General features: G+C 60.4%; 6 protein-coding genes. 2 read left to right on the top strand and 4 right to left on the bottom strand.

Annotated elements, in window-relative coordinates; translation table 11 throughout:
• The first annotated feature begins 110 nt into the window (after nt 1-110).
• Nucleotides 111-1,991, top strand: coding sequence for an ATPase, T2SS/T4P/T4SS family (locus V3W31_01595; GenBank protein MEE9613631.1), 1,881 nt, complete (start codon nt 111-113; stop codon nt 1,989-1,991).
• 112 nt (nt 1,992-2,103) lie between these two features.
• On the opposite strand, the gene V3W31_01600 is transcribed toward V3W31_01595, so the two are convergent.
• Both V3W31_01600 and V3W31_01605 read right to left on the bottom strand, forming a co-directional pair.
• The gene (locus V3W31_01600; protein ID MEE9613632.1) at nt 2,104-2,847 is read right to left on the bottom strand and encodes a UDP-2,3-diacylglucosamine diphosphatase; all 744 of its coding nucleotides are present in this window, start codon (nt 2,845-2,847) and stop codon (nt 2,104-2,106) included.
• The gene (locus V3W31_01605; GenBank protein ID MEE9613633.1) at nt 2,844-3,701 is read right to left on the bottom strand and encodes a shikimate dehydrogenase; all 858 of its coding nucleotides are present in this window, start codon (nt 3,699-3,701) and stop codon (nt 2,844-2,846) included. The genes V3W31_01600 and V3W31_01605 overlap by 4 nt, the downstream gene beginning before the upstream one ends.
• A gap of 137 nt (nt 3,702-3,838) precedes the next feature.
• Here V3W31_01605 and V3W31_01610 point away from each other — a divergent pair, with 137 nt between their 5' ends.
• Nucleotides 3,839-4,417: a hypothetical protein gene (locus V3W31_01610; protein MEE9613634.1), complete on the top strand. Its 579-nt coding sequence runs from the start codon at nt 3,839-3,841 to the stop codon at nt 4,415-4,417.
• On the opposite strand, the gene V3W31_01615 is transcribed toward V3W31_01610, so the two are convergent.
• Both V3W31_01615 and V3W31_01620 read right to left on the bottom strand, forming a co-directional pair.
• On the bottom strand, nt 4,398-5,348 hold the full coding sequence (locus V3W31_01615) for a bifunctional riboflavin kinase/FAD synthetase (GenBank protein ID MEE9613635.1): 951 nt from the start codon (nt 5,346-5,348) through the stop codon (nt 4,398-4,400). The genes V3W31_01610 and V3W31_01615 overlap by 20 nt on opposite strands.
• A gap of 19 nt (nt 5,349-5,367) precedes the next feature.
• Nucleotides 5,368-7,053: an AarF/ABC1/UbiB kinase family protein gene (locus tag V3W31_01620; protein MEE9613636.1), complete on the bottom strand. Its 1,686-nt coding sequence runs from the start codon at nt 7,051-7,053 to the stop codon at nt 5,368-5,370.
• Nucleotides 7,054-7,103: the final 50 nt, after the last annotated feature.

The following is a 7,103-nucleotide window of genomic DNA, read 5'->3' on the forward strand; positions in this document are numbered from 1 at the left end:
CGAGGCCGTTTTATATTGATAATTTCGGCCGTTTGGTGTATAAATAAACTCTGCCTTTTCGGCATGTATCCTTCCAGCAAGAACCGTGGAAAACCAACGCACCGGAGGATATGGGAAAAAAGAAGAAGATAGGCGAGCTCCTCCTCGAATCCGGCCTCATAAACGCTGAGCAGCTAGAGAGCGCCATAGATGAGAGTGGGAAGCAGAAGGGCGGCGGGCGGCTGGGCGAGCTTATAGTAAAGCTCGGTTATGCCTCGGGGATTGACATCGCCCAGGCCCTTGCCTATCAGCTCGGCGTACCCTTTATCGCCCTTTCCAACGCCACGGTGGACCCTGAGGCGGTCAGGCTCATAGGCGAAGACCTCGCCAAGAAACATCTCTTAATACCCCTTTATACGGACGGAAAAGAGCTGGTGGTGGCAATGGCCGACCCCCTGAACCTGCACGCCATCGACGACCTCAGGTTTGTCACGGGTTATACCATCAAGCCTTCCATAGCGGCCTCTTCCGACATAATCGAGACCATCGGCACCCACTACGACACGGAAGAGATCCGCGAAGAGGAGCCCCAGATCGACGACGACCACATCGACGAACTGATGGGCGACATCGGGCGCGGGGCGCCCCTCGAGCTCGTAACCGAAGGGGATAGCGGCAGGGACATACACGAACTGGTGAAGAAGAGCAGCGCCCCGCCCATCATAAAGATAGTGGACTCCATAATCTTCAAGGCCATGAAGGGCAAGGCCAGCGACATACACATAGAGCCGCAGGAGAAGAGCGTGGTGGTCAGGCTCAGGGTGGACGGCCTTATGAGGGAGGAGATGGTCCTCCCCAGATGGGTGAGCGGGCCGGTCTCCTCGCGCGTAAAGATAATGTCCAAGCTCGATATAGCCGAGAGGAGGGTCCCCCAGGACGGGCGCATCAGTGTAAAGCTCGGGAAGAAGAAGATAGACTTGAGGGTCTCCACGCTCCCCACCCAGTACGGGGAGACGGTGGTGATGAGGATCCTCGACTCCTCCGCGGCGCTCTTGAGCCTCGACGACATGGGGCTCAGCAAAAGGGACGAGGAGCGCGTAAAGGGCATGATAGAGAGGCCCCAGGGCGTGGTGATAGTGACCGGCCCCACGGGCAGCGGAAAGACCTCCACCCTGTACGCCGTGCTGCAGCGGATAAAGGAGGACACCATAAACATCATCACCATAGAGGACCCGATAGAGTTCGAGCTTCCCGGCGTAAGCCAGGTGGCGACGAGCGAGAGGGCCGGGCGCACCTTCGCCGCGGCGCTGAGGGCGGTCTTGAGGCAGGACCCGGACGTGGTGCTGGTCGGCGAGATGCGCGATACCGAGACGGCCGTCATAGGGCACCAGGCCGCCATGACGGGGCACATGGTCCTGTCCACGCTCCACACCAACGACGCGGTCTCTACGGTCACGAGGCTCAGGAACATGGACGTCCCGAAGTACATGATAGCCGGGGCGCTTAACGGCATCGTCGCCCAGAGGCTCTTGAGGAGAATATGCTCCGAGTGTAAGGAGGAGTACGTCCCCACGGCCGAAGAGCTCGAAAGGCTCGGATGCGACGGCAAGAGCGGGGTAAAGCTCTTTCGCGGAAAGGGCTGCGGGAACTGCAACGGCACGGGCTACAAGGGCAGGATAGGGGCATACGAGGTCATGACGTTCAACGAAAAGCTGAGGGACATGATCATAGAGGAAGCCGGCGAGCAGGACCTGAGGCGCGAGGCGATGGCGGAGGGGATGACCCTCATACACGAGGACGGCATCGATAAGGTGCTCCAGGGTATAACCACCCCCGAGGAGCTTATGAGGGTTATATATATCGCGCCGAAGAAATCAAAAAAAGAACACCCGAAGTGCCCCGCGTGCTTTAAGGACGCCGATCCCGAATGGGTAGCCTGCCCTTACTGCGCCGCACCCCTGAAGGCCGCGCTCGAAAACGTCATACCGCTGGAAGATACCGCCCGCAAGTGAGCTCCCCCCCCCTCCCCCGTGGAGGCCGCCGTAAAGGCCCACCTGAAGCTCGCCCCCGGCCCTACCGGCACCAACGTCATGGACACGGTCGTGGCGCTCGTCGAAGAGTTAGCTACCGCGCCGCTTTTAACGGCGTTTTTTCTTCCTCGGGCCGGTATCGCTCGAGCCTGAACTCCCCGTCTTCGTATACGAGGTAATCCATGGAGCCCGCGGTCCAGGCCCCGGGGTTGGCGTAAAAACCTTCCTTCCCTTCCGTCTCTTCCCGGTGGAACGCCTGCTTGTGCGAGTGGGCGAGTATTACCCCGTCCAGGCCGCCCCGTATGCGTCTTCTCGCGAACGCCCTCTGGCGGCCCTCTATGGCGGCGGCCCTGTCGGGCGAGTAGGTACGGGTCTTCCTCGAAATCCAGCCCCCTATGTTCCATACGAGCGAGGGGGAGAAAGAGATGGCCCTTATGAAGAGCCTCAAGCAACCCCTCCAGAGTGTATACCATATGTCCTTCTCCGCCGTGTCGCCGTGGGCGACGAGAACCCGCTTGCCGTCGAGGTCGAGCTCGCAGGTGTCCGGATAGACCTTCGCCCCGAGAAAGCCGGTAAAGAACTCCCCCATGGTGAAGTCGTGGTTGCCCTCCACGTAGACTATCTCCGTGCCCCTCTCCCTTAGCCGCGAGAGGCTCATGAGAAGCGGGAAGTAGCGGTAGAATACGGCGTGGTTAAAGCCGGTCCACGCGTCGAAGAGGTCGCCCACTATTACGAGCATGTCCGGGGGCTCCACGGTATCGAGAAACCGGCAGAGCGAGCTCTGGTTCGGGTCGTCGAGCCCCTTTATGTGCGAGTCGGCTATGAATACGGCTTTCATTTCGCCTCCAGGGCCGCAAGCGCGGCGGCCCGCATGATGTCGATCGGTGCCTTCTTTCCCGTCCAGAGCTCGAAGCCGAGGGCCCCCTGGTGTACGAGCATCCCCAGCCCCCCGTGCGTCCTGAGCCCCCTCTTCTCCGCTCCTTTAAGGAGGGCGGTCTCGAGCGGACTGTAGACTATGTCGGACACTATCGCGTCCGGGCGGAGTTTCTCCAACGGTATATCGAGCACGTCTTTCCCTTCCATCCCGGCCGAGGTAGAGTTCACGAGGAGCTCCGTCTCCTCAAGCGCGGGGCCGTGGTTCAGGCCTGCCGCTTCGACCTCCACGTCCGGGAATTTTCCTGCGAACTCTTCGGCCAGGGCCTCAGCCCGGCTTGAGGTCCTGTTGGCTATTATGACCTTCTTCGGCCTTTCCTTCAGTAGCGCGGCCAGGATGCCCCTTGCCGCCCCTCCGGCGCCCAGGAGCATTACCACCTTCCCCCCGGGGTTAAAGTTGGTCTCCTCGGCGAGGCTCGCGAGAAACCCTTTGCCGTCGGTATTATAGCCCACGAGCCTGCCATCGGTGTTTACGACGGTATTCACCGCACCGGTGTTGCGCGCGTCTTCATCGACCTCGTCAAGGAGAGCCGTGACGCTCTCCTTATGGGGTATGGTCACGTTCACCCCCGCCATATTGAGCGCCCTTATGGCCCCGACGGCCCCTGCAAGGGCTTCCTCCCTTACGTGGAAAGGCAGGTAGACCATATCAAGCTCGAGCTCCTCGAACGCCGCGTTCTGGACGGCCGGAGAGAGCGTATGCCCCACGGGGTCGCCGAATATGCCCGTTATCCTTGTTGTGCCCGAAACCTTCGCCACGCTGAACCCCCGGACCCCTTGGTCCCTTGAGTCGATCCCAAGTATTATAATAAAAATAGTGGTTAGTAGACAACCCTTTTCGGTAGGGCAGGACGCTTTTTGGTTGAAATAAACGGTGTTTCAAGTAGAATGTCCTTATGCCAACTCAAGAGAGGGTCAAGAAACGGGGTATGAAGACGGCGTGGGTCTTAGTTGCGGCCCTTGCGCTGGCTGCGTCCGGGTGCTCTGGGGGAGAAGGAGGGGAGGGGGGAGAAGGGGGAAAGGATACCGCCGGGAGGGAACCCCTCGATCGGTACGAAGACATTATAACCGAAGCGGACCTCCGGGAACGTATTTCTTATACGGGTACGATCGAAAGGAACGTCGAGAAGAGCCACAAGATGATACACTTCACCTTCGGCCCGGAGGGGTACTATTTGTCGGGGGACGGGGAGTGGACCGCCATCTTCGTCGCCCACCTGGAGTACATGACGACACACGAGGAGACGCTCCTCGTCGACATGGGGAAGAACGAGCCCCTGCCGGACCAGGGGGAGTACGTCTGGTACATCAAACCTTCGATGACGGGCTACCACCGCGTACTCTTTTATGCTAAAGAGAAGGGCATCATCGTGGAGGTAAGGGGACGCGCCGAGGGCAAGGACCACGACCCCTCGACGGTTATCGATAGGGAGGGACTCGTCCTGCTTGCGCGGATTATAAAGGACGGGCTGTAAGCTGCCGGGCCCTTTTTACGTCTTTCTCTATCTGCCGGGAGAGCTCTTCCGTTGACCCGAAACGCACCTCGTCCCTTATCCTCTTTACGAAAGAGAGTTCAAGCTCTCTCCCGTAGACGTCCCCTTTGAAGTCGAGCATGTGTACCTCCACGGTCGTCTTCCGGCCTCCCTTTTTGCCGCCCCTCTTGCTTGCAAAGGTAGGGGCAATGCCGATGTTTACCACCGCCTGTCTCTCACGTCGGCCCACCTTCGCGTATGCCGCGTAGACTCCCCCCCGGGGGACGAGCTCGCTCGTGACCTTCAAGTTGGCCGTCGGGAAGCCGAGCCCCTTGCCCACCCTCCTGCCCTTTACGACTACGCCCCTTATCATGTGGCATCTCCCGAGGAGTCCGGCCGCCTCCCGGACCTCCCCCTCTCTTAAGAGCTCCCTTACCCGGGAGCTGCTTACCACGGCGCCCTTCTTTCTGTAGGCCGGCACGACCAGAACCTTGAAGCCGAACTCTCCGGCCAGGCGTTTCAAGTAGTCCACGGTCCCGCGCTTTCCCCGGCCGAAGGCGTAGTCGTGGCCGATCCAGACCTCGCAGGCGGAAAGCTCGCGGACGAGCACTTCCTCGACGAACTCGCGCGGGTGCTTCGACGCGAACTCCTTTGTGAACCTCGCGAGTATCAGGGCGTCTATGCCGAAAGAGTCCACGAGGCGGCACTTGTCTTTCCTGTCCAGGAGAAGCGGGGGACTCTTCCCGGGCGCCACGACCTTTAGCGGGTGCGGCTCGAAGGTGTAGACCACCGACGGGCAGCCGAGCTCCCGAGCCCTTGCGGCGACCTTCTTGAGTATCCTCTGGTGGCCGAGGTGCATGCCGTCGAAGTTGCCGAGCGTAAGGACCGGGCCCTTCGAGCTTTTCAACCCTTTTCCGTTCTTGAGTATCTTCATGGAGTAAGAGGGCCGTCCGTCAGAATTTTCCGGACTTTAAGATGAGGAACGCGAGCCAGAGCCCCAGGGCCCCGGCCAGGAGGAAGCCGAAGATTCCGAGCGCCGGATAGCCCCACATCATTGGCCCGGCGTCGGCCGCTATTATGAGGGAGGAGCCTATTACCATCGCGGCCATTATTATGCCGAAGGTGACCCGGTTGGAAGAGCGGTCCACCTCGCCTATGAACTCCTCCAGCCCCCTGTGCACAAACTCGATGGCCAGACGGTCGGCCATGAGTTTTTTCATTATGCGGCTTGTGTACTCCGGCAGGTTGCCCGCGAGCTCGCCGTATTCGCCGAGCGTGGAGACGCCCTCCTTTACCACCGTCCCCGGGCTTACGCGTTCTTTGACGAGCCTCGCGGCGTACGGCTCGCACTCCTCCATGATGTTCACGTCGGGGTGGAGGAGGCGCGTTAACCCCTCGAGCTCTATAAGGCACTTATCGAAGAGCAGGAGGTCCCTCGGGACCCTTATCCCGTGCCTGGCCGCGATACGTATGTAGTCCTGGAAGAGGTCGCCGAGCCTCACGTGGCTGAGCGGCCTCCCGAAGTAATGGAGCGTCACGTCCCAGTACTCGCGCTTGAACGCGGCCTCGTCGACCTCCTCGGGCAGCACGCCCATCCCCAGGTACGTCTTTGTGAGGCCCTCGAAGTCTTCCTTCACCGAGCATATGAGCAGGTCCGCGAGCCCGGTCTGCATACGCGGCTCTATCCTGCCCACTATCCCGAAGTCCACGAGCGCCAGCCTGTCGTCGGCCTGAACGAATATGTTCCCCGGGTGGAGGTCGCCGTGGAAGTAGCCGAACTCGAAGACCTGCCGGAAGAAGACGTCGGTAAGGAGGCGGGCCACCTTCCTGGTGTCGATCCCGCTCTTCCCGAGCTCCTCCACCCTGTCCACCTTTATGCCGGATACCCTCTCCATGGTGAGGACCTTCTTCCCCGTGTAGTCCCAGAAGACCTTAGGCACCACGACCCTTGGGTCGTCGGAGAACTTTTTCCGGAACCGTTCCATGTGGCTCGCCTCGAGCGTGAAGTCCATTTCCCGGGTTATGGTCATCGCGAACTCCTCGATCGCGCCCACCGGGTCGTATACGCGGCTCTCGGGGAGATAGCGGACCATGCGCCTGGCGATGAACGAGAGTATGGCGATGTCCGTGGAGATGGTCTCCTCTATCCCCGGGCGTTGGACCTTTATGACCACCTCGTCTCCGGCCGTGGTCACGGCCCCGTGGACCTGCGCTATGGAGGCCGCCGCGACGGGCTCACGTTCGATCTTCGAGAATATCTCCCCCACCGGCCTTTTGAACTCGTCCTCCACTATGGAGACGACCTCTTCGTAAGGGTAGGGAGGGACCTCGTCCTGGAGTTTCAGGAGTTCGTCTATGAACTCCCCGGGCGCTATGTCGGGGCGGGTGGACAGTATCTGGCCGAACTTTATGAAGGTCGGGCCGAGCTCCTCGAAGACGAGCCTTGTCCTTACGGCAAGCGAGAGCTCCTCTTTCTCGCGGCCTGCCCGCCAGCGCATGAGCCTCTGGGGGATGGAGATAAGCGGGGTCAGGTGCAGGCTCTCCATAAGGGGGTAGAAGCCGTGCCTTACGAGGCTCGCCACGATGTCGCGGAGCCTCTTGACACTCTTATATGCAAGGTGGAGTTTTAAGTGCCTCATCTCCTCTTCCTCGTCTTTCCGCCCCTTCCACTCTTTTCACCTCTTCCGCT

It is taken from the genome of Thermodesulfobacteriota bacterium, assembly GCA_036482575.1.
Taxonomy (GTDB): domain Bacteria; phylum Desulfobacterota; class GWC2-55-46; order GWC2-55-46; family JAUVFY01; genus JAZGJJ01.